Raw genomic sequence first — 26,493 nt, forward strand, 5'->3', positions numbered from 1 at the left:
ACCATGTCCCAAAATATAAGTAACTCCCAAAATAGTAATAGGCAGTTACTTATATTTTTCTTTAGATTTCTCTATTGAAGTAGAACAACCATTTTTCTTTTTAAAACTTCCTTTAAAAGAAAAAATAAATTGATAATCTTTTCTCTATACTCGTTTCACTAACAAATTTTTCTTTAGATTTTGTGTTATTTTTAAATCTAAAATACAAAAAAATCGCTCGGACATATAAATCTATAGCAATTGATATTGTTCTTGCAGGAACAGCTTACGGTTTAGCTCTTGGGATACTCCCTGCACTTGAAGGAACTATGTCAGGGATGATGAGTGGAATGATGGGTGCTATGCTTTGGGAAATGATTGCTCAAAATCAATCTGTCATCATGATAAATATTTTTCTTACCCTTTCTGTCAGTTCATTGCTATTGTTTCAAATTTCACCAAATCCATATGAAAAAAGAAGGATATTATGATAAGAAATGGCTTCTTAAACCTCTCTATACTTTTTCTTTCTCGCAGCTTACTTGTTTTTTGGCAATCAATTAGCTAAGCAGTCGACTTTATCAAAATCAAATCTTTATGGTGAAGATGGGTACAAAAGTCACAACAACCAGGAGTTACAAAGGAATTGACGTAAAAGGTCTGACTGGACAATTATTTTCCTATTAAACATCGCCCAAATGCATCGGGAGACCTTTTCCCCCTTTTTTCATTTCAATACTTCCCCTCTTTATTAGTCTTCAACTATTCAAAATCTACTAGAGCATCAATGACTTGTTTTACAGAAGTTGCTGACTTATCTAAAGCTGTTTTTTCTTCTATACTTAAATCTAATTCAATTACTTTCTCCATCCCGTTGCCGCCAATAATCGTTGGGACGCCTAAATAAATGCCATTATAACCATACTCCCCCTCTAAATAAGCAATAGTAGGAAGAATACGTCTCTGATCCTTTAATATAGATTCGCAAATGTCGACCAATGATGCAGCTGGTGCGTAATAAGCACTTCCATTCCCCATTAAGTTTACAATCTCCCCTCCCCCTTTACGAGTTCGTTCAACGATTGCTTCAAGCCTTTCTTTCGGAATAAGATGTTGAAGAGGTATTCCTCCTGCATAAGAATATCGAAGCAACGGTACCATATCATCGCCGTGTCCACCTAGTACAAAACCTGTTATATCTTTCACAGAAAGATTCAACTCTTGTGCAACAAAAGTTCGAAAGCGAGCGGTGTCAAGAATTCCTGATTGACCTATCACTCTATTTTTAGGAAAACCTGATTCCTTGAATACTGTATAAGCCATAGCATCAACAGGATTTGTTAAAACAATAATAAAGCAATTTGGTGAATATTTTACAATTTCCCTAGCAACAATTATCATAATGCTTTGATTAATTTGAACTAAATCATCTCTATTCATTCCAGGCTTGCGGGCAATTCCTGCAGTAATCACTACAATATCTGAGTCCTTTGTATCTTCATAATTAGAGGTTCCTGTAATTCTAGCATCAAATCCTAGAATTGGACTTGCCTCAAGCATATCCAGTGCTTTCCCCTTTGTTTGATTTTCCATTTGCGGAATATCTACTAATACAACATCCCCTAATTCCTTTTGCGCCAATAAAAAAGAGGATGTTGCTCCAGTATATCCACTACCGATAACCGATATTTTTTTTCGTTTAATTGTCACAATCTTATTTCCCCTTTTTTAATATAAAGAGCATTGAAAGAAAATTTTCCAATGCTCTATACTTACTCTTTACTCCGTTTTCAATTTTCCTTTTTCCATTAATGTTTCCCAGTTTCGTCCGCCATCAACACTTAAAAGGAGATTATTTTCAAATGTTACTGCGACTATCTTTTCTGTTTTCTTTGGCTGAATAGCAAAATAGGCAACGGCATCCTTGTTAAGGTCAAGTCCGATTTTTTCCCACACTGCACCATTATTTTTACTGATCATCATTCCAGCCTCCCTCTCTGTTATAGAGTAGCTGATCAGATCATTTGAACCTGGAATTACACTTAATGCAGTAATTAACCGTTTTTCATCTACGATTTTCCATGTTGCTCCACCATCCTCTGACCGATAAACCCCTGTATTTGTCCCTGCAAGCAATCCGTTTTCATTGTTTGGAAAGGAAAGCAGTGAATAAACACCATGAAAATCGTTCACGAAACCAGTTCCTTTTACCCTCTCCCAACTTTTTCCTTTATCCTTACTCTTATAAATTCCCGCTTTATAATCTCCTTTGCCCATTTGAATTACACCATACACGATATTTGGGTTCTTTATATTTGAGGTTAGAATGTGAAAATCAACTTTTCCTTCTAACGCTTTCATTTTCCAATTCCCTCCATCATCTTTACTTTCCAGCACTCCGAGTGGATTAGGCAAATCAGAAGTTGGTCCTGGATGTCCGCTCGTCAGCATTGTTCCATCCGATTGCATATGAAATCCCATCAAATCAAAATCATCTTTTCCAACAAATGACCACTTTTTTTCACGATCCTTTGTCACAATCATTCCTTTGTGGGTAGCCATATAGATGAAATCGTCTTTTGAATAAGCCACACCATGAACATGTTCTACGTTAAATCCTTTATCAAGTTTTTTTGAATACTCTTTTTCACCATCGGAACTGCATCCGGAAAGGAGCAATCCTACAGCTGTTAATCCTGCTAAAAGCTTTAATTTCATTTTTTCTCCTTTCTTTTTTACACTCGATGGACCATTGGCAATGAAAATAAATAGAGATTTGCAACAGTTAAGAAAAGCATCAAAGCATAGTATGGAGCTAATTGTTTAAAGGAACCCTTCTTGCCAATACGAAAGACTGTATAAATGGAACCAACAAGCCCAAATATGATAATAGCATATTGAATCCACTGAACAGATGAGACAGATGCCAAGCTCAAATCACCACTCAAACTGGTTCCAAATAACGCTGCTGAGTTAAACCAAATTGCTTTCCCCTCAGTTAAAATATGAAATAGATTATGAGCTAAATGTCCAGCTAAATCCAAAGGAATAATCGCATAGCCAAACCGCACGAAGTTTTCTTTTATCTTTTCTTTATCTCCTTTTAACATACTAGCAAGTTTTGCAGTTCCTAATAATAAGAGAATAGGAAGTATCATAGAAATAACAAAAGCAACAGTGAAGTTTACAGTATAATTTGTTGTCCCTGTCAATGAAGCAATCATTCTAAGAATGTCTTCCCAAATCTTTAACATCGTAATATTTTGTACAAATACTATTCCCATAATGACAGCCGCAAGTGAGGCGTGTTCTATTTTTGGTTTTTTAATGCTCCATATTTCCTTAGTCGGTACACGAGGAGAAATTCTAATCGAGTTATTAGGACAAGCTTTCACACAATTTCCACATAAATTACATTCAGCACTTGAATCCATCGTTCTGACATATTGAAACATTGGACATCCTTCTACTTTTTCGTTTCCTTTAAAACATGATTGTGATTTACATGTACGGCATATTTCTGGTGTCCCTCTTAACTCCAACATTCCCGAGCGTGAGTAGTTTCCCGCCAATCCTCCTAGAAAGCAAAGCGTTTTGCAAAATGTACGCCGTTCATATAAAACAGATGTGGCGACAACCATTGTCACAAGTACAAGCAGCAAATAACCTGAACCTCTTGGTGATTCCACAATTCCCCACACATGGTCGCTCCATGTAATCATGATAAAGAACACATCAATGAACCAAATGCCGTATTTCTTTAAAAACTTTGGCATTCGCTTTTCACTTCCAGAAAATTTTCGAACAAGGTCACTTAGTTTTCCAAACGGACAAACGGCACACCAAAATCTCCCTGCCACAATAAACAGAACGGGAATTATCGGCCACCACAACACCCATGTCATCGATGTGCCAAAATTAGTTTGTGGACTGACTGTACCTACTACTAATTGAAATACGATGATGGAAAAAATAACAAAAGCTGCCCATTGAAAAATACCAGGATACCATCTACTCTTAATAAACGTATCGACTATCGGAATATTCAATAAATTAATCTGCTGATTAGTTTGGTTATGCTTTTTGTCCAGTATTGACATCTATCTTTCCCCTCTTTCTTATTCTCTTATTCCAAAAGCCTATAACTAAGAATACTAGGTTAATGGCGCCAAATACGCTTAACACGTTGTAATTAGGGGGCGTTTCTTTGAGGTTCTGTTCTGAGTGGTTATGCCCTCCCTCTTCATCAGTACTAGATTCATTGTGTGCAGAATTCCCTGTTTTATTATTCATCATATGACCTTCATGGGAACCATTCATAAACATTTCCATATCTTTTGAAGAATCAGTTTTGTCTACGGTCCCTTCATCAGCCAAAACAATGGAGCCTGGAAGTAGTAATAAAAACATGATTAAAATCAATTTAAATTTCAATTTATTCACCACCTACAATGTAATATTTATTCTTTAGAAAATTCGAATCATGCAATTCGAATAATATCTTCCTCCTTATTAGACCTATGAAGCATACTATTATTTTCATAGCAAAGTTTTCTTCAAAGCTGGCATCGCATCTACTACATGCCTTTGAATTGCCAGTTCTTTTGGAGAGAATCCTAAAGCAAGACCAATTAGCTGTGGCAAGTGAAGAATTGGCATTGTAATATCTTCATTAAATCCTTTTTGTGCATCTGGCTGATATGCATCCAGCTGCATTTGGCATAAAGGGCAAGGGGTAACCATACAATCTGCCCCAGCATGTTTAGATGATAAGCAATTCTTCCCAGTCAGGTTCATTACTTCTTTCTCTGCTGGAAATACGGCATGGAAACCGCAGCACGCCAGCCTTTGACCAAAATGAACACTCTCCGCTCCCAAAGCATCTGCCACCATTTCCATTGATTGTGGATTCATATGATTTTCAAATCCCATTACATTTGGCGGCATCAAAATATGACAACCATAAAAATTAGCAACTTTAAGGTTTGTAAGTGGGCGTTTCACTTTTTTCTTCAAGTTTTCTAACCCATAATCTTGAATCAAAGCCCATAATAGATGAGTGACTTCAACCGTTCCTTTATATTGCATACCAGCCTTCCCAAGCCCTTCATTAACTCTCGTACGCAACTTTTCGTTCTTATCCATTTTAAGCTTCGCTGTACGAAGCATTAATGTACACGTATTACATACAGTCAATAATTTATCTACTTTCAAATCCTCAGCAAGTGACATATTCCTAGCATTAATGCAGGTTGCTAAAAAATCATCCACGTCCTGGATATGGCTTGCCCCGCAGCAGGTCCAGCCATCTAGTTCAATTAACTCCATTCCTAGAGCAGCTGCTACTTTTTTTGTAGAAATCATTAGCTCCTTAGCAGCTGACTCAAGTGTACAGCCTGGAAAGAATGCGTATCTCATTTTTTATCAGCCACCTTTGCAAAATGGTAGATTTCCCTTACTCCCTTGATACCTTCCACTGCTTTCGGTATATGAAACGGATTTATCTTCCCTTTTTTTATCATTCTTAAAGCAAATGGAATCTTTTTCATTGCGGTATTGATAAGACCGTCTGTTTTGATAGGCAGCATCACTTCATTTAAACGTCCTTTATTTTTCACATCATTATAAAAGGCAAATGCATGCTTTGCACCTTGATTTTTTACTTCTCCCATCTTAATTGACTCTTGTCTCAGGTAGGCGATTTGACCAGTCAACGGAATTCCTTTCGGACATTTTGTTACACACTGCATACAATGCAGACATTTCCATAACTCATTTTGATAGACTGGCTGAATATGTTCTTCAGAGCACTTATCTCTTGAGTCAACGGCAAACCGGTATGCTCTGTTTAAAATGAATGGATCTAAATATGTACCATCATTTACGTCAAGTTGTTTGCATTCAGAAGCACAAACGCCGCACAAGATGCAATCGGTAGGAGCTGCTATTTTGTGATAATCATCTTCACTCTGAATAAATCCGGTTTCTTTGCTTCCATCCTCAGAAGGAAGCAGCCACGGCTTCACTTGTTCCATTTTTTCCATCTTCGGCTCCCAATCAATAGCCAAGTCTTTTATCACTTCGAAATTATTTAAAGGTTCAACTGTTAAATAGTTTGTTTGAAACGTCTCAAGCAATTCATCCAGTGAAGTTTTACAAGCAAGAAAGGAATGATTATTGACACTAATTGAACAGCTGCCGCAAATGGCATGGCGGCACGCTGAAGTGAATACAAGGGTAGGGTCAAGCTGTTCCCGAATAGACGTTAAAGCCCAAAGAATCGTTTTTCCCTTTTCATATGGAATCTGGTAATCCTGATACCATTTATTTACCCCATCAAATCTCTTCACTTTAAAATTCAGTGTTGTATACATTAATATTTTCTCTCCTCCGGTTGATATTTTGTAATCTTTACCGGGCTATATTCCAAACGGTATTGATCTCCTTCTTGATATATCAATGTATGTTTAAGAAATTTGACATCGTCACGATTTGGGTAATCAGCCCTTGCATGGGATCCCCTGCTTTCTTTCCTATTTAATGCACCCAATGTAATCGCCTTTGCCAACTTTAAAATATTTCCGATTTCAATATAGTTAATAAATGCCAAATTATATTTTATGGAGGAATCCCCAATCATTGCATCCTTATAATCTACCAATAATTGAGACACTTTTTTATAGGCAAGCTTCATTTCATTCTCCTTGCGGAAAATGCCTACATTATTCCACATTGTTTCAGCAAGTTCAGCTCGGATTTTAAACATATTTATTCCAGTCTTTTTCAAACGGATTGAACGGAACTTCTCTTTCCATTTTTCTGTTTCATCCATCAATTTTCTCGTCGTCGTGAAGGAACGTTTTTTTGCACTTTCCTTCGCTCCTAGTCCTGCATACTTTCCAAAAAGTACTACGTCAGCCACTGAATTGCCGCCAAGACGATTTGCTCCATGAATGGAAACACTGCAGCACTCACCTGCGGCATGGATTCCTTTAATTGGTGTACTGCAAGTCCGGTAATCACTTACATGAATTCCTCCCATTGTATAATGACAGCTCGGACGAATCGGAACAGGTTCTTTTATGAGGTCCACACCTTCAAAATCCATGGCCAGTTCCCTTACTTGCGGCAGTCGCTCCATTATTTTCTGTTCCCCTAAATGGCGAAGATCCATCAATACATAGGAATCCATTGCTTCCCCAAAACCACGGCCTTCCTTAATTTCTATCTCGATTGCCCTTGAAACGAGGTCGCGGGGACCAAGCTCCATTTTATCTGGAGCATACCTGGCCATAAAACGTTCACCGTTTTTATTCATTAAATATCCTCCTTCCCCACGACATGCTTCTGAAAGAAGAATACCGGTAGATGCAAGACCTGTCGGATGGAATTGAATAAACTCCGGGTCTTTTAAAGGGATGCCGACATTAAAGCAAGCAGCCGTACCATCCCCTGTCATATTGATTGCATTAGTAGTTCTACTCCAATAAACCCTCCCAAATCCTCCTGTTGCTATGACAACAGATTTTGCCTGGATAGCATGTATTTCGCCGCTTCGTATATCCATAGCGACAATTCCTTCAAAATTGCCATTATCCACTGCAAGCGACAGAAGATGCCAATCAGCATGGAATTTTACTCCATTTTTTAGACACTGTTCATAAAGAGCATGTAGAATGACATGTCCAGTCTTATCAGCAGAATAGCAAGTTCTTGGACTTGATGCACCCCCAAATGGACGCTGTGCTATACGTCCATTCTCATCCCTTGAAAACGGAACCCCGTAATAATCTAATTCGGAAATCACCTTTGGCATATTCATTGTGAAAAATTCAACTGCATCCTGATCAGCTAAGAAATCACTTCCTTTCACCGTATCCATGAAATGACTCTTAGGTGAATCATTTGCATCTCTGTAGCCCATTGCCGCATTGATACCGCCCTGTGCTGCTCCAGTATGTGAACGTGTCGGAAAGATCTTTGAAATACAGGCGACACGCAAGCTTTTGTCTTCACTGGCTGAAAGGGACGCCATCATTCCAGCCCCTCCAGCTCCTACAACTACAACATCATAACTAAGCATTTTTTCACCTCAGTATAGTGATTAAGATTCTACCCTGGATTCTCTCGTACAAATCGTTTCCTTCACTACCAATAAGAGGATCATTAATTTGTATCAAAGTTCAAATAAATATCGAGTATCCAAACTTTTAAAATGGATCTTTATTCTTAAATTAGGATCACCAAAGCCCTAATAGTTTCCACCATGCCCCTCCAAAGTAGAAATAAACTACGGATAAGATAGCTAATGTCCAAATCCCAGACATGCTACTTACTGCACCTTGCATCGTTTCGCTAAACCATGGAATCCTACCTAGTTCATTCAGAAAGTTAGCCATCATGACCAAGACAGCAAACCAGATCAATGTATCCCAGGCACCTTCTTCTTTTTTAATATCTGACCAAGTCAATACCTGTGTTACAAGCAAAGAACCAAGACCAATAAAAGCAGTTGTAGTTGCGTTTATATTTATATTTGATCCGAAAATCCATAGAACCAAAATCAGAAGAAATACGCCAATCATAAAAATTTCATTTTTTTTCAATGGTCCCATATCTTTTAATTTCTGTTCAGCTATTTCAGAATGTTTTTTTTCAAATTTTTCAACAAATTTAAATCAGATATATCCCAAGAAAAAATAAAGTGAACTTTCATTACTTATATATAGATTATAATTGTGCAGTTATTTTGAATTTTTTTAGTAAATAATTTGTACAGAGTTATATAATGTGTGATAAATTTATCAACCGCACTACAAAGTGTTTTAAACTTTGTATAGGAAGAAGCATAAGTAACCCGTGCGTATAATCGACAAGAAAAAGCCAATCTTTCAAGAATGCTACTTTTTTACCTTCTTGAAAGATTGGCTTCCTACGTTTTTGTTAGAACGGAAATCATATTAACACAAAACATTATACATAATTACAAAATAAAGGTTATAATTAGTTCATCTTTTCCAAAGGAGGATATTTATGAAGGTACTAGTTAATGTTTTTCATCCAAACTTAAATGAGTCAAAAGTTAACAAAAAATGGGTAGAACGACTTCAAAGTGAAAATGTTACAATCAATAATCTTTATGAAAAATACCCTAATTGGAAATTTGATCTTGACCGTGAACAAAAATTATTATTGGAACATGACAGAATCGTATTTCAATTCCCGTTTTATTGGTACAGTACTCCGCCACTCTTAAAAAAATGGCTAGATGATATTTTAACTTTTGGATGGGCTTATGGTACTGGTGGAGATAAGTTGAAAGGAAAAGAATTTGTTCTAGCAATTTCAGCTGGAGGAGCACAAAAATCATATCAAGCTGGTGGTTATAATAACTATACAATTAGCGAATTAACACGTCCACTTCAACAAACAGCGAACTTAATTGGGATGGAGTTCCTTTCAGCTTTTATCTTATACAAAGCTGTTGTTGTTTCTGAACAGGAATTAGAAAAAAGTGCTGAGGATTTAGTGAAACATATCCTAAACCCTGAGTTAAATCCTGCTGTAGGACTTAAACGAATATTAAGTGAAATGGCTGATAAAGACGTAACCCTTTAAATAAAATAATTTGAAATAAAATTTTACTACTCGAAACCCGTACCTTCCCCTGTATTTTGAGCAAGGTACAAGTTTCATATACAATATGTATATTCCACTGTTTCTTATCACCTTATATAAGGTAATCCAAAAAATTGATAATTTGATAGAAGCTCTTGAAATTGTTTTCCCAAGGGCTTCTTTGTTGTAACTAAAACTATCGAGTAGAAGGAGCACCAATTAGCGCAATAACCCACATCCAAAAAATCGCTCCAGAACCTCCAAGCGCAATAGCAATGGCAATCCCTGTTATATTCCCTGTTCCTACACGAGCCGCCATACAAATACAAAATGCCTGAAACGGAGAGAGTCCAGACTTAGAATCTGATTTCCTTTCTTTTAATACAAGGAACATTTCTTTCAGCATACGGATTTGTAAAAACCGTGATTTAACCGTTAAGTATAGACTGGTTCCAATCAACATAATAATTAAAAACTTAGACCATAAAAAAATCGTTCAATTCCCCAATGACATTTATTAAATCTTGTTCCAATTATTTTCCTCCTTATACGAAAAGCGTAGGCTATTTATAAATTGTCCTTTACAAATGGTTCAGTTTATCATCAAAGCGCATACCTTATTCAGTTGCCTCGACTTCTGCGGATGCTTGGAAATCGGCAATTTCCTTCCACATCAACGGAGGATTGGAATACATAGGAAAATGACCGCAGTTGGGGATCTCTGCTAGGCGCACTCCCTGAACCTCAATATTGCTCAGATAAGAAAGTGAATCGTTCTGTTCGCCATACATGAACATTTTAGGGCAAGGAAGGTTTAGGAACTTCTTCATCAGGTTGCCATTATCTGATAAGTCGACCATGGATTGAAAAATCCCTTTTACCGCTCCAGCCCGAACTTTGTGGCGTAGGCTGGCTGCATATAGGGCGCTGGAATAAGCTGAAGCATGACGGGTTCGCTCGATGAAGTCGTCAAAGAACTGCTCGGCATCATCCTGCGGATACTCGATGATTTGTCTACTGAGAAAGCAATCCTCCGGCGCGATATTTCCTTCAATGTCGACAAAACTGAGCACTCTGTTTGGGTACTTATGCGCCAGCATCAATGCCGTTAGCCCGCCCATGGAATGACCAACAAGGTGGAAACGCTCAAACTCGACACATTCAAGCACGGCTAATGCTGTTTCGACCAAAAAGGGAATAGATATCTGCGACAAGTCCGAACAGTAAGTTTCCCCACAACCCGGTGCATCGTATGCAAGAAAGGGATGACCGTCCAAAGCTGTGTTTCGAACGATGTCGGCGTAATCTTCTTTGGTTGAGCCGAAACCATGAAGGAATACTATAGGGCTAAGTTCTCCGCCACGATGTATGGCTGCAACACCTAAATCAACGCTTTCCACATTTAACGAAAATCGGGATCTGACAAATTCTTTTTTCATAAAGACACTCCTCGTATAGTTTATTTAGACTTTTAAATTCGAGCCTAGTATTTCTTACTTTTTTAAATTTATAGTTAAATCTCTTTCATGTACTGAAATATTTCTAGAGTGTAAAGTTAGTCCTAGTTAGTCTCTCCTCTTAATAAAAAATAGTTGAATAAGTTCTGTGATTAATTGTAATATAGGTCTATCTATCGGTAAAATTGAAATTATAAATAATCATTATCATTTTTTTGAATATATAAGAGGAGTTTATTACTAATGGAAATACGACAACTTATTACTTTTCGAACAATTGTCGATGTTGGAAGCTACACAAATGCTGCTATTAAATTGGGCTATACTCAATCAACTATTACTTCTCATATTAAAGCATTGGAAAGGGAGATTGGCGGAGAATTATTCACTTACATCAAGCGAGAGTTAAATTTGACCTCCTTAGGAAAAGAATTAATTCCTTTGGCTGATGAATTGTTATACACGTATAATCGTATATCCCAGATGAAAAGTGATAACAAAGTAAGTGGAGAGTTAAAAATTGCTGCACCTGAATCATTAACTATTTCTAGATTAGGACCAATACTGAGAGAATTTACAGCTAAATATCCAGACGTTAAGATCATATTAAGCAACGGAACTTGTGGGCAGAACCAAAAAGACCTTGTGAGTGGACATGTAGATATTGCTTTTATGGTTTGGCCAAAATTAGAAGTAGATAATTGTATTCATTATCAATTGCACAAAGAAGAGATTGTTTTAATTACTAGTCCAAATAAAAATCAACACTTTGATGATTATAAAAACAAAGGGACTACTGACTACTTTATTACGAATGAAGAGGGATGCAGTTATCGTTCCATGTTTGAGAGATACCTAGCTAATAATAAACTACCTAAATTTCAAACAATGGAACTCTGGAGTTTAGAAGCAATCAAACAAGCTGTAATGAGTGGTTTAGGATTTTCTGCATTGCCCTATATCACGGTAAAAAATGAGATTGAAAAAGGGGTATTAAATATTCTTGAACACAATGAAAGCTTTGAGCCCATCTATTCACATCTACTCGTCAAGTCAAAAAAATGGCAATCCCCTGCGGTTGTAAAATTTATTGAGTTAACATTAGAATCTATATAGCCATCCACTTATGGAATCAAGTATTCATTCATCATGATTACAGATAGTGTAGAAGCAAGAAATTATGAAAAAAGCGACGAGTGTTTATATCCTGCTTTAAGAGATAAGCCATTCAGTATTTTTGATTTAGGTCACTTAATGCATCGAGATGACTTAGCTTTTAAAAATTGGGGAAACCTTTGGGTAGAAGAACATAAGCTGCAAGGTACATTTAATGACTTAGAGAAAAATGGATGGATTAGTTTACTATTTTTATATGAAGTTTTCTTTATATAGCTGGCAGTACTCTTTTAATAGAGTGCTGCTTTTTTTCGTAGAATTATATATTTCAAAATGAATAAAAAAAGATAAAAAACGATTCTATATGATAATAAACATTGGATATATCCTTCTATTTTTTATATAAAAATAGTCATTTGTATTCTATTATTTATAGTGAGATTATTGAACAAATAATTAATTAAATTCACTAAACGGAGGAATTGTAAAGATGACAACTATAACAGCTAGGAAAAATCTTGAGAATATTCATAGAAATGTTGCTGGAAAGCCTATTGAAGAAGTTCAGCGAGAATTAGAACTTGAAAGCATCATTAAATTAGCATCCAATGCAAAATTTTATTGGATCAACTCATAAGTAAGGAGCATAAAAATGAAGAAAACATTAAATATATTGATAGGCTGCTTGGTTGTGAGTGTAGGGGTCCTTATTTTAAGACATTCCCATCTTGTAACGGGCGGAACTGCTGGACTTTCATTAAGTCTGTCCTATCTCATACATTTGCCTTTTTCCTTTTTATTTTTTATCGTTAATATCCCATTTTATATCTTTTCTTTTATACGAATGGGTTGGAAATTTACGATATCTACTATTTCAGCTGTCACCATTCTCTCTCTAATAACTGGTATTGATCAATGGATTCCTTCTTTTTCAATTTTTCCTTTAACAGGAGCCATTATTGGAGGAGTCATCATTGGATTTGGTTTATCTATTCTATTTTTGAATGGTTCTTCCCTTGGCGGATTTAATATTTTATCCTTATTTTTACAAAAAAAGCTAAATTGGAATCCTGGCAAAATAAATTTTCTATTTGATTTTATTGTTGTCATTTCCGGAATTTATTTTTTTGGATTTCTAAAAGGCCTTTGTTCCATTCTATCCATTGCGATTACATCTAGTATTATCAGCTATAATAAAACTAGAATTGCTGCAACTAATCGTTCTGAAAAAGTAAATTTAATAAAATACAAAAATGTAACAAATTAGCTAAGTTATGTTCGAATGCAATGAAGTCCTTGTTAGTTAGACAAATTTAATTATAAGGAGTGGCAAATCAAGAAGCATATTTATTTAATTATTCTACAATTTACATTTTTTTTCAGAAATTTTAAAGGGATCCCCTTATTAACATGGAATCTCGTTCTTCAAACCACCAGATATTATAAAGTAAGTTTTGCTTCAAGAACATATCTAGTTGATTCCACCAAATCCCATCGATTTGAAGAGTTCGCAAATAAATTTGTAGTCTACTACATAAAGTCCTTCAAACGACTTTTCATCAATAGGGTTCTGAATGAAGTTTCACTTAATAACTTTACTCTTCTCTATTTTTTAAGATGATCTTACAAATAGTTATCTAGATATAAAGAATCTATATTTAAATATTTTAGAGACACTAATTAGTTATATATATTCATAGAATTCAAGGAGGAAAATTATGGGACCAAATAATACTTCATTGCAAAAGAAATTGTTGCCGCGACATATAAGCTTGATGGCTATGGGAGGTGCAATTGGAACCGGTATTTTTAAGGGAAGTGCTGAAACTGTATCTTTAGCAGGACCAGGAGTTATATTCACTTATATATTCGCAGGATTATTACTTCTTGTTGTCATGGGAGCTATAGCAGAAATGGCAATCGTCTATCCAAACAGTAATATGAAAGGTTTTGTTCAGAAAGCATTCGGTAAGCGTGTGTCCTTCGTTGTAGGCTGGATGTATTGTTTTATGTGGCTGGCCGTATGTGTCATTGAGGTAGTCGTAGCAGGAAGTTTCTTGCAATATTGGATTCCATCTATTCCACTCTGGATATTAAGTTTATGTTGTGCAGCTTTAGTCATTGGAATTAACATGATGAATGTTAAAAATTATGGAGAGTTTGAATTTTGGTTTGCTGGTCTTAAAATCGCAATGATTTTAGTATTTGTTGTCTTAGGAGCAAGTATATTATTTGGAATTATCCCCAGTGGTGAGGCTCACTATTTGCAAAACTTTACAGATCATGGAGGGTTTTTCCCGAATGGCTGGATATCTATATTTTCAGCGCTATTAATAGTAATGTTTTCGTATGGAGGCTCTGAACTAATAGGAGTAACAGTAACAGAAGTAAAAGATGCAGAACGTATTTTACCTAAAGTTATTAAAAGTTTTATTTGGAGAATTGTTTTATTTTACACGTTGCCAATTCTTGTGATCTGCGGTTTGATTCCTTGGAACGAACTTAACGACCAGACAAGTCCGTTTGTTCAGGTATTATCAATGGCCGGCCTTCAGGGCTCAGCTCACATTATGAACCTAATATTAGTTACAGCTGTTTTATCGGCAGCTAACTCTGGTATATACGGTTGTACTCGGATGCTTCATTCTTTAGCAGTAGGAGGGGAGGCTCCAAAAGCATTCTCTTATATATCAAAAAATGGTGTTCCATTGTACAGTTTAATGTTAAGTGCCATTGTATTAATCGGAGGATCTATAATTGCCTTTGTTGCACAGGATAAGGTATTTACCTTATTAATGGCGGTTCCTGGTTTTGTCGTTTCATTGGTATGGATCAGTGTTTGTTTAGCGCAGATAAAACTTCGCAAATCCTATCCTAAAGATCCAAGCTTTAAATTGTGGGGCTTTCCGTATATTACATCATTTACAGTAGTAGCGTTATGCATTATTTCTGTCATATTTGTGGTAAATGAACAGAACAGAGTAAGTATTATTGCTAGTCTCGCTGTTTTAGCTGTATTAGTCGTGATTTCCATCTTTAAATTTAAAAAGATGGAAGAACCAAATGTTAGTGTAGAAAAAAAGAAGGTCTTATAGACTTCTTTAACGCTAGTAAAATCTATTAAAGAAGCTATAAATGATACATCAATGGATGGTGACATATGTATATAGCTGATCAGTTGAGACCTTTTAATCTAATTTTATATACCTTGAATATTAAAAAAATTCAAGGTTGAAATAATATTTAAAATATTTTTGGGTTTGTTACAGGTAAGCCAATAAATTCTTTGGAGGAATATAAAATGAGTTTAAAAACAACAAATATACAAACAACAAGTTCATTCGACATCTTTACAAAAATTCAAGAGCATGAACAAGTATTATTCTGCAATGATCCTACTACAGGATTGAAAGCTATCATTGCAATTCATGATACTACCCTAGGTCCAGCATTAGGTGGTACGAGAATGAAACCTTATCTCACATTTGAGGAAGCTTTAGAAGATGCTTTACGATTATCAAAAGGGATGACATACAAAAATGCTGCAGCTGATAATGATTTTGGCGGTGGTAAAGGTGTAATTATCGGAGATCCAACTAAGGATAAAACTCCAGAATTATTCCGAGCTTATGGACAATTTATTGATTCTCTAAATGGCCGATTCTATACAGGAACAGACATGGGGACCTTCTTAGACGATTTTGTTCATGCATATAAGGAAACAAAATGTATTGCTGGTTTACCAGAGGAATATGGGGGCGGCGGTGAAACATCAATACCTACTGCTCTTGGTGTTTTATATAGTATTCAGGCAGTTGCCCATTCATTATGGGGACATGAAAATTTAACGGGAAAAAGATTTGCTATTCAGGGATTAGGTAAAGTTGGTTTTAAAGTAGCGGAACATTTGCTAAAGCATGGTGCTGATTTATATGTTACAGATGTTTCTGAAGAAGTCGCACAAACATTAGTAGAAAAAGCAAAACAAATGGGTGGAAAAGCAATCGCTGTAAAGGATACTGATATATATGGAACGGATGCGGATATGTTTGTTCCTTGTGCTGTTGGAGGCATTATTAATGATCAAACCATTGATCAACTAAAAGTAAAAGGAATCGTGGGTGCAGCAAATAACCAGCTTCTTCATGAAAATCATGCTAAAGTGTTAAAAGACAAAGGAATCCTATACGCACCTGATTATATTGTAAATAGTGGTGGCGCTATTCAAGTAGCAGATGAATTATATGGACCTAATAAAAGTCGAGTATTAAGTAAAACGAAAACTATTTATAGTTCTATTCTTGAAATTCTAAAACAATCAAAAGACGAAAATATTACAAGTTTAGAAGCAGCAAACCTTATGTGTGAAAAAAGATTGAATGTAAGAATGAAAAGAGATAGCTTCTTCTCCCCGAATAAACGTCAGAAGTGGCAGATACGCCATTAATCACATTTAAATATAAATTTTAATCCATATATCAAAGGATTTAAGAAAATAAAAACGAATCAAATCTCCCCTTGTTCAGCAAGGGGAGATTTGATTCGTTCCTCTAAAAATTCTTTCTTGATAATAACATCATTTTTTTGTGTACTCTAATAGTAATTCTTCTGTAACTTTCCACAAACTTTGCTGCATAAACATATCATTTCCAGGATATACTGGATCAATTTCAGCATCTGTTCCGACAGTATAATATCTACCTGTAATATTTTCAAATTTGGGATCAGTTGCTAAACGAACGATGAGGTCAGCGCCCCTTTTGGGATTACCGATGTTAAAAAGTTTCAATATTTTCCCTAAAACTGTAGAAATACGAAGATCTCTTCCTAAACCAGTATTATTGAAACCAGGATTCAGAGCGTTGGCAGTGACTTTGGTATTAGAAAACTGACGTGAAAGCTCATAAGTAAACATAATATTTAAGAGTTTTGTTTTACCATAAATTTCAGATGAGCCTTTTATAGTAAAAGGAGATGTGTTAGTTAAATTATCTGGCAATCTAAGTTTTCCATGATTACGAGATGATTCTGAAGCAACATTAATAATTTTTCCATTTTCTGCGTTCACTAAAGATTCCTTTAATAAATCTGTAAGCAGCCAGGGCGTTAGGTAGTTTACTGCTATCATCTCAGCGAAACCTTCAGATGTAATTCGTTGTTCAAAACCGTGAAGCCCTGCATTATTTATAAGTACATCAACCTTTGAATAGTTTTCTTTTATCTCGAGACCAATCCGACGCGTATCTTTCATTAAGGACAGATCACCATAATAGAAATCAACCTCAGTATCTGGCGAAGCTTCTTTAATCAATTTTTCAGTTGTCTTTGCTCGCTCTTCATTACGAGCAGTCATCACTAGTTTCGCACCTCGTTTTGCAATTTCAACCGCTGCAATCTGACCTATACCACTGGTAGCTCCGGTAATTACAACAATAGGATATTTAGACATTATTAAAACCCTCCAATAAACTTGACATATATTAACTAAATGAAATATGGTTGATATATATCAACCATATTCGATTGATTGATATATGTCAATTATATTTTTTTATGGAGAAGGAGAGAACTATGAGTAATCATTCTGATCTTAGAGAAGAACTTGAACTAAATTTAGGTCAACAACTCAATGCGTTGATTAGCGAAGCGCATGCACTTAATGTTAGAACTGCATCTATATTTGACGAAACATTACAGCCTGCAGCTTTTTTGATTGTTCGTTGGTTATACTCACATGGTCCTGCTAATGCAAGCACTTTAGCTGAATCAACCGCCATGGATCGCAGCTCTGTAAGTAGACTTATTGGTCAACTGAAAAATCGAGGTTATGTTAAGAGTGAACGTCACCCAACAGATCGTCGTGGTGTACTGTTGTCATTGACCACAATTGGTCGTGAAAAAACTATAAAAGCACTAAAAGAAAAAGAGTCTATCTTTTATGAAACTATTTCAGGTTTAACTAATACTGAATTGAAAAACTATATTGAGATGCTTAAAAATCTTTCTATTCAGAAAAACAAGGATTGATTTGATAAATCCTAATTTAATAGGTCTACTAGTTCGATTAGAAATAGAGAGACTTATACTCGAGCACCAAAATTATCAGGAGAGGAATAAGGTTGTACATGAAGCAATCAATGAGTCATATAAAGAGTTAAGGCCCTGTTTTTCTTGCTTTCGAACTATTCCAACCGTTGAAGAAACTGAATTAGCTCTTAGAGAAGCCCATGCTAAATTTTATAAGAGGGAGCGTTTTTATTTTCTTATATTTCACAAAAGAAACAAAGATTTTATTAGAATGGCAAATTTTGAAGACATAAATTGGAACGTATCAAAAAGCAAAATCGGGTATTGGATACATACAAAATATAGCTGTAAAGGTATATGCTAGAGTCTGTTAAGGAATTAACAGAAATAGCTTTTATTCAAATGAATTTAAAAAGAATTAAAATTAATTGCGAATCCACAAACTTAAAAAGTCGTTCTATCCCTGATAGAAGAAAAATTAAGAAATTATGAACTATCCTCGGATGGTACTAAATTATAATTCTAATATTTATTAAAAAAGAGGATAATAGCTCTTATATTGAACTAAATATCCTCTAATAATCATAGTACAGTCAAATATATAAACGACTCTATTATCTATCCACGCAACCAACGTTTCCAATATGTTCCGTTTCCCGTATTTTATGTTAACTCTAGCATTTCACAGTATTTGCACGTACTATTGCATGTTGAATTTTAGCTGCAAGTCCCTCCATCTGTGCAGCTGATACAGAGCAAGCTGCTACACGAATCCCTTTCGAAAGAGATGCAACATATATCTTTTCAGCAATTAATAAGTCGCTCACAGCCTCCGGTTTTTCGCATGGAATGGTAATAAAGAAACCGGCATGATATGGTAATATTTTTAATCCAACCTGGTTCGCCTCTTTAATAAAGACATCAGCCCGCTTAGCAATTAAAGCATTGTATTCTTGGCGCTCAGCATTTACTTTTTTCAACAAAGCTTGATCGCTATAAATATTAGCAAGTATCTTCATACACCCTCGATTTACATTTGACCACCTTGCACGGCTGGTTACGAGAATAGCATTTTCAAACTCTTCAATTACATCCTTATCCGATGATACCCCAATCAACGCGCCCGTCCGCTGTCCGTATACAGTAAACCCTTTGGACATGCTAAAGGCAAATGTTACAACTATATTAGAAGGAAGTCCTCCAAATTTTTGCATAAATGAGCGGGCACTGACCGGGTCTTTAGTAAAATCAATATATGCAATATCGATTAGCAAAGTAATCGTTTTTGTTGAGTCTTTTGCTTCTTCCAATAACAGATCTTTTATTTCATCCCATTCACTATCGGAAATACTATATCCTGTTGGATTATGATTTGGTGAATTTAATATAATCACTAAATAATCCTGTTTCGCTAAAAGATTCTTGACCTTGCTTGAAAACGAATGTAGATTAAACTTCATTTCCTCGTCTAATAAAGAGAAAGTCTCCAAATATCGTCCAGTCTCTTTACATATCGTACTATATGGGGTCCAGTACCAATCATGTGTTATTATGGTATCCCCAACATTTGAGTAGTTCCAAATAACATTTGAAATAGCACCAGCTCCACCTGCGCTGGCAACTGCACGTACATAAGCATCCGGTCTCGATTCACCGAAAGTATGTTTAACGGCAGCCTCCAAAAAGTCAGGCAACCCTCCTACTGGGCTATAGCTGATCATCTCCTGCACCGGCATGATCCGAAATTGTTCTTCCACTGTGGGCAGACAAATTAAAGTTCCTTGATCATCTGTAATAGCTCCCATTGAAGCATCAATTACATTTTCTCTTCCATACTGAGCGGTTGCTTTCTTAGCAGCCATTCCTGTACCAAAAAGCTTATCTACATAAACTTTTCCTTTGGCATGTGTTGCAACTCTCGTTTCCATTGATTTAACAGCCTCCCTTTGTTTTTATGGCAAAATAGTATTTTCCTTTTTTAAACTTTCATTATGAACATACTAAACTCACATGATGCTTTGTCCCTTGTCTTCACCATCTAGCATGAAAAAAGGCAGATTCTAATCTAATAAAGGCGGCGCTATCGAAGCTGCTCCAACCTTCATAAGGATAAAAAACAAACTACAAAACTCTTCTTGATGAATAAAATTTAAATATGCACCTTATGTTGTAAGGGAGCAGAACTCCTTTTTCCACCAAGAAAATAATTGCTGCATAACGCCAATAAAATAAAACTGACGCTAGAAAAAACGACTCCAGACCAATCAAAATGCCTCCATAAAATACCAGGAAGCCATGCTCCTAAGCTTCCTCCCAAGTAGAAGAAACATTGGTATAAAGAAGTGGCAGCTCCTTTTGAATGACTTACAACATCCGTTATATAAGCTGTAACAGATGATTGAGAACAAAACTGGCCTAAAACTAATATAGAGGCACCAATAATAAGCGTATAAGGAGATGGGATTAAGGTGATCAAAATTCCCGATGCTCCAACAAGATGCCCAAATGCGATTGTTCCTCTTCTGCCAAATCGATTGGACACCATTCCTGTGATAAGAGAAGATGCAATTCCCCAGATATACGTAAGATATAGAAGCGATGTTTGTGTGACAGAATAGTTAAACGGATCTTGACTAGCATAAAAAGGCAAATAGTTAAATAATCCTACAAAAGAGAAAAAATGAGAAAAACCAATAAAAAAAGTCGAAAGCAAGGGAAGATTTTTAAAATGATCCATAAAATTCTGCTTGCCCGTTTTTACTTGGTTTGTAGAATCTGATAAACAAAAATAGATTAATAGACTGATTAAAGTCGTCATGATTGTTGTAATGAAAAAGAACGATTCCCAATTAAAGTGTTCCGTCATAAATCCACATAATACTCTTCCAAGAAGTCCGCCTAGTAATGTTGCACTAACATATGTAGCCAGTACCATCCCTTTATTTTTCTTCGGAAATTCTTCAGAAGCATATGTCATTAAAATCGTTGTAACACCAGTAATTAAGGTTCCTTGAAAAAATCTAAACACTAAGAGCCAAAAAAACGAATGGGTAAAGATTAAGGCGGCATTCGGAATGATAAGAAGAATATTTGAGATTAATACCACTTTTTTTCGATCCCATTTATCTGAAAATGCGGCTAAAAATAAGGATGAAAATACAATACCAATGATGGTTAACGAAATAGATAAACTAGCTGTTGACATCGATACACCAAATTCCTTCATAAATAATGGAAGAATTGGCTGTGGACCGTAGATAATAATAAAAGCATTTGTAACAGAAAGAAAAATAATGAACAGCCTCATGAAAAAGGACCCCTTCTTAATTTTAAATTAAGGCTGTTTTAGTATAGATTGTTGATTTTAAACTCGCAGCCTGAATACACTTCGTCCGTTTAGCGAGCGTCGAGCCTTCTCGTCGCATACGCTCTGCTTAAGTCTCGTCTTTCTCGCATTCCCACAGGAGTCTACGTGTATGCAGGCTGCTAAGAAACACTTTTTCAAATGTTTTTTTATGAAAAAACAACAAACTTTGAGAAAACAGCCTAAATGAATCAACTATCTTATTCTTAAATATAATTTTCAAATCTCACAATGGGCAAGTTCAGCGTTTTGTTTTTCTAAGTACTCACTATATTTAGGAGTGCCTTGAAATGGATTCGCTGCTAGCTAACTTATTTTCTTCAGCGTCTATGTGAGATTTCTTTGAAGTCTCACCCATCCGCCAGTAAGTAATAAAACTTATTGCAACGCAGGCAGCTACGTAGAAAAAGAAAAAATACTCAACATTCATACTCTTAAACCATAACGCAATTAACTCTGCTGTCCCTCCAAACACCGCAACAGTAAGTCCATAAGGGAACCCCACACCAAGTGCGCGAATCTCCGTTGGAAAAAGCTCAGCTTTTACAATCGCGTTAATAGAAGTGTAGCCAGTAACGATGATCAGACCTGCCATCATGAGTAAAAACGCAGCGATTGGACTCTTAACTTGCGTCATGATCAAGAAGATTGGCACTGTCAGCAATGTTCCAAAAATTCCGAAATACATTAATAGCGGACGGCGTCCAATTCGGTCAGACAATATACCAGCCAAAGGTTGAAGAATGACAAATATAAATAAGGCAATAAAATTAATCCAAGTAACAACCTCTTTTGGAAGACCAACCGTATTTATCATGAACTTTTGTAAATACGTTGTGAAGATATAAAAAGCTACAGTACCTCCCAGCGTTAGTCCGACAACTGTAAACACTGCTTTTGGGTGTTTCATCAGTGCTCGAATGGTTCCAGCGTTCTTCTTGCTTTCCGCATTCATTTTGGAGAACTGCTCCGATTCGTCCATCGTTCGGCGCAGCCACAACACAGCCAACGCCCCTAATGCTCCGATGACAAAAGGAATACGCCAGCCCCAAGATATCATATCTTCCTCACTCAGCAGCTGCTGAAGGATGATTTGTACACCTAATGCAACCATCTGTCCACCAACAAGTGTGACGTACTGGAAGCTCGAATAGAAGCCACGGCGACCTTTGTTTGCCATCTCGGACAAGTAAGTTGCCGAAGTCCCATACTCCCCTCCTAATGACAACCCTTGTAGCAAACGAGCAAGGACAAGAATAATAGGAGCCATTATACCAATACTGTTATAACTCGGGGTAATGGCAATAATAAGAGACCCTCCAGCCATAACAGTGATAGATAGTGTCAACGCTGCACGGCGTCCATGACGATCAGCGAAACGCCCCATCAAAAGGCTTCCTATGGGCCGCATTAAAAAGCCTATTGCGAAAATTGCTGCCGTATTAAGCAGTTGACTTGTTTGGTCCCCTTTTGGAAAAAACTCTGTTGAAAAATACACGGCAAAAGCAGAGTAAACATACCAGTCATACCATTCAATTAAATTTCCAATCGATCCTTTAAAAATATTTCCTGCAATGCGATTGGTCTTTTTACTTTCAATCGTTTGAGCCATTGTTTCACCTTCTTCTTGTTCTATTTATTTTTGTATCATGTCTGTGTTTTTCAAAGCTATATATATACTCTCCTCTATATATAATTTCTGACCCAGCATTGACTATCTTTCCAATTTCCATTATCATCGTAACAAAAATAATTACATATTTAAAATATCTAAAAGCTATTGTATTTATATCTATTTATGTATAAATAAAGAGGTGAAAATTCGAATGGACATTAAGCAGCTCACCTATTTTCTGGGGATTGTAGAAGAGGGAAATATAACGAAGGCAGCACAAAAATTGCACATTGCTCAACCCCATCTTAGCAAGCAGCTAAAGCTTCTTGAAGATGAGGTTGGAGTTAAATTGGTGGAACGCAGTACTCGAAAAATCCAAACAACAGATGCTGGTAAAATGCTGCAGCATCGAGCAAGGCAAATATTAGAACTAATGGACATAACAATGAAAGAATTAAAGGATTTTAATGAAGGGCTTCAAGGAACATTATCAATTGGCACCATCGCTTCTGCAGCAGGTTCCCTTTTGCCTGAGCAGGTATATAAATACCACCAAAAATATCCTGGAGTTAAATTCCATTTAAGAGAATGTCATACAATTGAAATATTAGAATTATTAAATAAGGGGATTATCGAAATTGGCATTATTCGAACACCTTTCAATGCGGATCATTATGAGTCTATACTGTTGCCCTCTGAGCCAATGATAGCAGCAACTAGGAAAAACTTTTTTGAGGAGGAACAACAACATATAAGCTTAAAATCACTCATTGATAAGCCCTTATTAATACACCGAAGGTACGAAAAAATGATAGTGGAGGCATGCAGGCAGTCTGGATTTGAACCTACTATACTCGGTACAATTGATGATACAAAAACAATTTTATTATGGGCAGATAAAGGAATGGGTGTAGCAATTGTACCAAAAGACTGGATCGGGCTGATCTCAAGTACCAATTTAAAATATATAGAAATTAATGAGCCAGCGTTAATTACAGGAACAGCAATCATTTGGAAGAAAAATCAATACCTTTCCTCTGTAACGAAACACTTTTTAGATAATTTAGAAATATAGATAATATTGTGTTCTTACTATTTTTGCTTAGAATTATCGTTCTAAAAGTCTGGTGGGGCTGTCCCAAAAGGGGAAAATCCTATTAGAAAACCAAGAAACAAAGAATGTTGATATATCAGCATTCTTGAATATAAAAAGGGGTATCCAATAGCCGAAATCGACTTATTGGACAGCCCCATTGTATAATCGATATCATATTGAAAAAAATTCACGCTGCTTTAGATCGTTTGATAAAATCAATGTACCTCTTTGCTTTTTCTTTATCAAACACACCTTCCCATTTGGACATAACGATGGCAGCCAATGCGTTCCCCAGTACATTCACAGATGTACGAAGCATATCTAAAATTCGGTCAATTCCTGCAATAAATGCCATTCCTTCTATCGGGAGGCCCATGGAGCCGAGTGTTGTTAATACCACAACAAAAGAGGCACCTGCAACTCCAGCCATTCCTTTAGAGGTTAACATTAACACAAGTAAAAGCGTAATTTGCTCTGGAATGGACAAATGAACTCCATACATTTGCGCAATAAAAAGCGCGGCAATCGCCTGATAAATGGCAGACCCATCTAGGTTAAACGTATAACCTGTCGGAATAACAAAAGAAGTAATTGCTTTTGGACAGCCAAACTTCTCCATTTTATCCATAATTTTTGGTAAAACCGCTTCAGAACTTGCTGTTGTAAAGGCTAAAATGACTTCGTCTTTTAAAACTTTTATCAGTACAAAAATACTTGTACCCGACATTTTCGCAATAATTCCTAATACAACAAATACAAAGAATAGGAGCGTTCCATAAATCACCGCCACTAGCTTCACAAGTGGAATTAATGAAGCAATACCAAACTTGGCAACATTCACACCAATTAACGCAAATACGCCAAATGGACTAAATTTCATCACTAAATTTGTCACCCAAAACATAGCGTCTAAAACACCGTCAAAGAATTGTAAAACCGGCTTGCCTTTTTCGCCAATTACAGCAACACCTACACCAAATAAAACAGAAAAAAAGACAACTGCCAGTATATCTCCTTCCGCTAACGATTGAAAAACATTTGATGGCACGATATGAACAAATTTATCTGCAATATTGCCGCTTTCTGCTGTTTTCGCTGTTGCTTCATATGTAGAAATATTGCTTTTTTCCAAGTTGCTTTTATCAATACCAGTACCTGGATGAAATATATTTGCAGCCAGCAGACCAATAACCAAAGCAATAGTCGTGACAATTTCAAAATATAAAATGGTCCGACCGCCTAATTTTCCTAATGTTTTGATATCCCCTACACCTGCTATTGATACAATAAGTGCTGACACAACAATAGGAATAACCACCATCTTCACTAAATGAATAAAAATATCACCAATTGGTTGTAGAACAGCCATAGCGGTGTCATTTCCATAAAATAATGCACCTACCGTAATTCCTAGTAAGAGCCCGATAAATATTTGTGTAGCCAATCCAAACTTTTTCATTAATGAAAACCCCTTACCATTTGCAATTTTACAAACTCTCATCGCATTAATATGTTTGACTATTCTAACTACTCGCGATGTTCAAGCTCAATCGACAAGTCCATGGACAAAGGATACACTAATTTCAAAACTTGGTAAATGCAATTCACATAATTATCATAAAACTTATCAAAAAGCAAGAAAAAACTACAACTATATACAAAAAACTAAAAACGGAGTCTTCAATACTTATAATCGACGTAGTTGAGTAAACAGTAAATCTGGATATAAGCGATGAATAGTAAATGGATTTTTTCGTTCTCTTGCATCTATCCAGCAATTTAGGCTATTGGATAATCTCCTTTGGTTTTATTTTGCACGTTCGATCACTCTTTGCAACTAACTACCCGGCAACTGGATGTGAGGCATAATGTGTATCATTTAACTCTATTCTTAAATTTAATGATTAAAAATAGGAATAAAACTAAATACACACATGCAGTCAGAAACCAGGTTAGAAAGAATCCAATACCCAAGCCAATATTGGCATCTTCGTATTGCTTAATTGTATCGTCAATGACGACATATAACATAGGGGCAGCGCAAATCAAGTAGCAAAAGAAGAATATTGCAAACTGCTTTCTACTTTTCCTATTGCTTATTTTATGGAAGGCAATAAAAGGGATAAGAAGTATTAAAAGAGTAATGAGGACTAATGCAATCAGGTATGTATACATAAAACACCTCACTTCAAGATTTATGGTAACAGTTAAGTAATATGTT

At 36.0% G+C, this 26,493-nt stretch carries 23 protein-coding genes and 2 pseudogenes; 10 read left to right on the plus strand and 15 right to left on the minus strand.

Translation table 11 applies throughout. From position 1 onward, the window contains the following. The first annotated feature begins 182 nt into the window (after positions 1–182). A complete protein-coding gene (locus tag ACTYA4_RS04425; protein WP_443480392.1) occupies positions 183–470 on the plus strand; it encodes a hypothetical protein in 288 nt (95 codons plus the stop codon). A gap of 271 nt (positions 471–741) precedes the next feature. Here the strand turns inward: ACTYA4_RS04425 and mdh are convergent, their stop codons facing one another. The 8 genes and pseudogenes from mdh to ACTYA4_RS04465 all read right to left on the minus strand — a co-directional run. Further along, entirely contained in the window at positions 742–1,689 is a 948-nt protein-coding gene (gene mdh / locus ACTYA4_RS04430) for a malate dehydrogenase (RefSeq protein ID WP_443480393.1), read from the minus strand. 69 nt (positions 1,690–1,758) lie between these two features. Further along, entirely contained in the window at positions 1,759–2,697 is a 939-nt protein-coding gene (locus ACTYA4_RS04435) for a F510_1955 family glycosylhydrolase (RefSeq protein WP_445505531.1), read from the minus strand. A gap of 17 nt (positions 2,698–2,714) precedes the next feature. Beyond that, positions 2,715–4,079, minus strand: a complete 1,365-nt coding sequence (locus tag ACTYA4_RS04440) for a 4Fe-4S binding protein (RefSeq protein WP_445505532.1) — start codon at positions 4,077–4,079, stop codon at positions 2,715–2,717. Next, positions 4,054–4,413 (minus strand): hypothetical protein, encoded by a 360-nt coding sequence (locus ACTYA4_RS04445; protein ID WP_443480397.1) that lies wholly within the window; start codon positions 4,411–4,413, stop codon positions 4,054–4,056. Before ACTYA4_RS04445 ends, ACTYA4_RS04440 begins: the two co-directional genes overlap by 26 nt. Before the next feature lie 105 nt (positions 4,414–4,518). Continuing rightward, positions 4,519–5,397, minus strand: coding sequence for a CoB--CoM heterodisulfide reductase iron-sulfur subunit B family protein (locus tag ACTYA4_RS04450; protein WP_443480398.1), 879 nt, complete (start codon positions 5,395–5,397; stop codon positions 4,519–4,521). Next, positions 5,394–6,353, minus strand: a complete 960-nt coding sequence (locus ACTYA4_RS04455) for a succinate dehydrogenase/fumarate reductase iron-sulfur subunit (RefSeq protein ID WP_443480399.1) — start codon at positions 6,351–6,353, stop codon at positions 5,394–5,396. Before ACTYA4_RS04455 ends, ACTYA4_RS04450 begins: the two co-directional genes overlap by 4 nt. Beyond that, entirely contained in the window at positions 6,353–8,062 is a 1,710-nt protein-coding gene (locus ACTYA4_RS04460; RefSeq protein ID WP_445505533.1) for an FAD-binding protein, read from the minus strand. Before ACTYA4_RS04460 ends, ACTYA4_RS04455 begins: the two co-directional genes overlap by 1 nt. Positions 8,063–8,258: 196 nt before the next feature. Further along, positions 8,259–8,624, minus strand: a pseudogene (locus ACTYA4_RS04465) (anion permease); the annotation flags it as partial. A gap of 388 nt (positions 8,625–9,012) precedes the next feature. Between ACTYA4_RS04465 and ACTYA4_RS04470 the strand changes: the two are divergent. Next, positions 9,013–9,597, plus strand: coding sequence for an NAD(P)H-dependent oxidoreductase (locus ACTYA4_RS04470; RefSeq protein ID WP_445505534.1), 585 nt, complete (start codon positions 9,013–9,015; stop codon positions 9,595–9,597). 202 nt (positions 9,598–9,799) lie between these two features. Here the strand turns inward: ACTYA4_RS04470 and ACTYA4_RS04475 are convergent. Both ACTYA4_RS04475 and ACTYA4_RS04480 read right to left on the minus strand, forming a co-directional pair. After that, positions 9,800–10,130, minus strand: a pseudogene (locus ACTYA4_RS04475) (alanine:cation symporter family protein); the annotation flags it as partial. Positions 10,131–10,214: 84 nt separating this feature from the next. Beyond that, positions 10,215–11,036 carry an alpha/beta fold hydrolase gene (locus tag ACTYA4_RS04480; protein ID WP_445505535.1) on the minus strand — a complete coding sequence of 274 codons (822 nt, stop codon included), beginning with the start codon at positions 11,034–11,036 and terminating at the stop codon, positions 10,215–10,217. A gap of 261 nt (positions 11,037–11,297) precedes the next feature. Between ACTYA4_RS04480 and ACTYA4_RS04485 the strand changes: the two genes are divergently transcribed. From ACTYA4_RS04485 to ACTYA4_RS04510, 6 genes are all read left to right on the plus strand, one after another. Next, the gene (locus ACTYA4_RS04485) at positions 11,298–12,170 is read left to right on the plus strand and encodes a LysR family transcriptional regulator (RefSeq protein ID WP_445505536.1); all 873 of its coding nucleotides are present in this window, start codon (positions 11,298–11,300) and stop codon (positions 12,168–12,170) included. 33 nt (positions 12,171–12,203) lie between these two features. After that, the gene (locus ACTYA4_RS04490; protein ID WP_445505537.1) at positions 12,204–12,446 is read left to right on the plus strand and encodes a type 2 periplasmic-binding domain-containing protein; all 243 of its coding nucleotides are present in this window, start codon (positions 12,204–12,206) and stop codon (positions 12,444–12,446) included. A gap of 214 nt (positions 12,447–12,660) precedes the next feature. Further along, on the plus strand, positions 12,661–12,807 hold the full coding sequence (locus tag ACTYA4_RS04495) for a hypothetical protein (protein WP_445505538.1): 147 nt from the start codon (positions 12,661–12,663) through the stop codon (positions 12,805–12,807). A gap of 15 nt (positions 12,808–12,822) precedes the next feature. Further along, positions 12,823–13,437 carry a YitT family protein gene (locus ACTYA4_RS04500; RefSeq protein WP_445505539.1) on the plus strand — a complete coding sequence of 205 codons (615 nt, stop codon included), beginning with the start codon at positions 12,823–12,825 and terminating at the stop codon, positions 13,435–13,437. Between the two features lie 451 nt (positions 13,438–13,888). Then, positions 13,889–15,265 (plus strand): amino acid permease, encoded by a 1,377-nt coding sequence (locus tag ACTYA4_RS04505; protein WP_445505540.1) that lies wholly within the window; start codon positions 13,889–13,891, stop codon positions 15,263–15,265. A gap of 206 nt (positions 15,266–15,471) precedes the next feature. Beyond that, a complete protein-coding gene (locus tag ACTYA4_RS04510; RefSeq protein WP_445505541.1) occupies positions 15,472–16,617 on the plus strand; it encodes a Glu/Leu/Phe/Val dehydrogenase dimerization domain-containing protein in 1,146 nt (381 codons plus the stop codon). Positions 16,618–16,746: 129 nt separating this feature from the next. On the opposite strand, the gene ACTYA4_RS04515 is transcribed toward ACTYA4_RS04510, so the two are convergent. Further along, a complete protein-coding gene (locus ACTYA4_RS04515) occupies positions 16,747–17,619 on the minus strand; it encodes an SDR family NAD(P)-dependent oxidoreductase (protein WP_445505542.1) in 873 nt (290 codons plus the stop codon). A gap of 122 nt (positions 17,620–17,741) precedes the next feature. Here ACTYA4_RS04515 and ACTYA4_RS04520 point away from each other — a divergent pair, with 122 nt between their 5' ends. Further along, positions 17,742–18,197 carry a MarR family winged helix-turn-helix transcriptional regulator gene (locus ACTYA4_RS04520; RefSeq protein ID WP_445505543.1) on the plus strand — a complete coding sequence of 152 codons (456 nt, stop codon included), beginning with the start codon at positions 17,742–17,744 and terminating at the stop codon, positions 18,195–18,197. A 674-nt stretch (positions 18,198–18,871) separates the two neighbouring features. Here the strand turns inward: ACTYA4_RS04520 and ACTYA4_RS04525 are convergent. The 3 genes from ACTYA4_RS04525 to ACTYA4_RS04535 form a co-directional block, all read right to left on the minus strand. After that, a complete protein-coding gene (locus ACTYA4_RS04525) occupies positions 18,872–20,125 on the minus strand; it encodes a pyridoxal phosphate-dependent aminotransferase (RefSeq protein ID WP_445505544.1) in 1,254 nt (417 codons plus the stop codon). 221 nt (positions 20,126–20,346) lie between these two features. Continuing rightward, positions 20,347–21,504, minus strand: coding sequence for an MFS transporter (locus tag ACTYA4_RS04530; RefSeq protein WP_445505545.1), 1,158 nt, complete (start codon positions 21,502–21,504; stop codon positions 20,347–20,349). 331 nt (positions 21,505–21,835) lie between these two features. Further along, the gene (locus ACTYA4_RS04535) at positions 21,836–23,173 is read right to left on the minus strand and encodes an MFS transporter (RefSeq protein ID WP_445505546.1); all 1,338 of its coding nucleotides are present in this window, start codon (positions 23,171–23,173) and stop codon (positions 21,836–21,838) included. 214 nt (positions 23,174–23,387) lie between these two features. Here ACTYA4_RS04535 and ACTYA4_RS04540 point away from each other — a divergent pair, with 214 nt between their 5' ends. Then, positions 23,388–24,251, plus strand: coding sequence for a LysR family transcriptional regulator (locus ACTYA4_RS04540; protein ID WP_445505547.1), 864 nt, complete (start codon positions 23,388–23,390; stop codon positions 24,249–24,251). 208 nt (positions 24,252–24,459) lie between these two features. Here the strand turns inward: ACTYA4_RS04540 and ACTYA4_RS04545 are convergent, their stop codons facing one another. Next, on the minus strand, positions 24,460–25,731 hold the full coding sequence (locus tag ACTYA4_RS04545) for a cation:dicarboxylate symporter family transporter (RefSeq protein WP_445505548.1): 1,272 nt from the start codon (positions 25,729–25,731) through the stop codon (positions 24,460–24,462). Between the last annotated feature and the right edge of the window lie 762 nt (positions 25,732–26,493).

The organism is Niallia yueguangensis, assembly GCF_052663115.1.

Coding starts and splice junctions, on each gene's coding strand:
- ACTYA4_RS04435 (WP_445505531.1), bottom strand. CDS start 2,697: ATGAAATTAAAGCTTTTAGCAGGATTAACAGCTGTAGGATTGCTCCTT.
- ACTYA4_RS04440 (WP_445505532.1), bottom strand. CDS start 4,079: ATGTCAATACTGGACAAAAAGCATAACCAAACTAATCAGCAGATTAAT.
- ACTYA4_RS04450 (WP_443480398.1), bottom strand. CDS start 5,397: ATGAGATACGCATTCTTTCCAGGCTGTACACTTGAGTCAGCTGCTAAG.
- ACTYA4_RS04455 (WP_443480399.1), bottom strand. CDS start 6,353: ATGTATACAACACTGAATTTTAAAGTGAAGAGATTTGATGGGGTAAAT.
- ACTYA4_RS04460 (WP_445505533.1), bottom strand. CDS start 8,062: ATGCTTAGTTATGATGTTGTAGTTGTAGGAGCTGGAGGGGCTGGAATG.
- ACTYA4_RS04470 (WP_445505534.1), top strand. CDS start 9,013: ATGAAGGTACTAGTTAATGTTTTTCATCCAAACTTAAATGAGTCAAAA.
- ACTYA4_RS04480 (WP_445505535.1), bottom strand. CDS start 11,036: ATGAAAAAAGAATTTGTCAGATCCCGATTTTCGTTAAATGTGGAAAGC.
- ACTYA4_RS04485 (WP_445505536.1), top strand. CDS start 11,298: ATGGAAATACGACAACTTATTACTTTTCGAACAATTGTCGATGTTGGA.
- ACTYA4_RS04490 (WP_445505537.1), top strand. CDS start 12,204: ATGATTACAGATAGTGTAGAAGCAAGAAATTATGAAAAAAGCGACGAG.
- ACTYA4_RS04495 (WP_445505538.1), top strand. CDS start 12,661: ATGACAACTATAACAGCTAGGAAAAATCTTGAGAATATTCATAGAAAT.
- ACTYA4_RS04500 (WP_445505539.1), top strand. CDS start 12,823: ATGAAGAAAACATTAAATATATTGATAGGCTGCTTGGTTGTGAGTGTA.
- ACTYA4_RS04505 (WP_445505540.1), top strand. CDS start 13,889: ATGGGACCAAATAATACTTCATTGCAAAAGAAATTGTTGCCGCGACAT.
- ACTYA4_RS04510 (WP_445505541.1), top strand. CDS start 15,472: ATGAGTTTAAAAACAACAAATATACAAACAACAAGTTCATTCGACATC.
- ACTYA4_RS04515 (WP_445505542.1), bottom strand. CDS start 17,619: ATGTCTAAATATCCTATTGTTGTAATTACCGGAGCTACCAGTGGTATA.
- ACTYA4_RS04520 (WP_445505543.1), top strand. CDS start 17,742: ATGAGTAATCATTCTGATCTTAGAGAAGAACTTGAACTAAATTTAGGT.
- ACTYA4_RS04525 (WP_445505544.1), bottom strand. CDS start 20,125: ATGGAAACGAGAGTTGCAACACATGCCAAAGGAAAAGTTTATGTAGAT.
- ACTYA4_RS04530 (WP_445505545.1), bottom strand. CDS start 21,504: ATGAGGCTGTTCATTATTTTTCTTTCTGTTACAAATGCTTTTATTATT.
- ACTYA4_RS04535 (WP_445505546.1), bottom strand. CDS start 23,173: ATGGCTCAAACGATTGAAAGTAAAAAGACCAATCGCATTGCAGGAAAT.
- ACTYA4_RS04540 (WP_445505547.1), top strand. CDS start 23,388: ATGGACATTAAGCAGCTCACCTATTTTCTGGGGATTGTAGAAGAGGGA.
- ACTYA4_RS04545 (WP_445505548.1), bottom strand. CDS start 25,731: ATGAAAAAGTTTGGATTGGCTACACAAATATTTATCGGGCTCTTACTA.